The 398-nt window shown below is 64.8% G+C and carries 1 pseudogene; it reads right to left on the bottom strand.

The window, feature by feature from the left end:
• Positions 1–398, bottom strand: a pseudogene (locus QP996_RS11790) (hypothetical protein); the annotation flags it as partial.

Raw genomic sequence — 398 nt, 5'->3', positions numbered from 1 at the left:
CCGTTGTTCGGCGCGGAGAACGCCACCTGTTTCTTTTTCGGCGCCGTGTCCTCGCGGGGCACCAACTCTCGTGCGGCGCGCTCGATCGCGCGGTACCCGCCGGTCACATCCAGCAACTCCAAGCGCAGCCGCCACCGCTCGCCGGTGTCCTTGACACCACCGACGCGGCGTTCAATCAACGCCAGCTCGTCCAACGAGAACCCGCGGGCCTTCTGTACTGCCAAAGCCTGTTTGCGGGTGAATTTGGTCGGCCCGTAGTACACCTTCTGCATGCCGTCCCACGCGCGTGCCCGATCCGGCGCCATGCCGGCACCCAGGGCAATAGACAGGTCGAAGTGCCGCAGTGTCTCCATGGATGCTGCGGCCATCGCCTCGATAAACGCGTCGAACGGGTTCAT

This window comes from Corynebacterium sp. MSK008, assembly GCF_030232585.1.
GTDB lineage: Bacteria > Actinomycetota > Actinomycetes > Mycobacteriales > Mycobacteriaceae > Corynebacterium.
The sequence above is the reverse complement of the archived record's forward strand: the minus strand, read 5'-3'. Positions and strand labels throughout refer to the sequence as shown.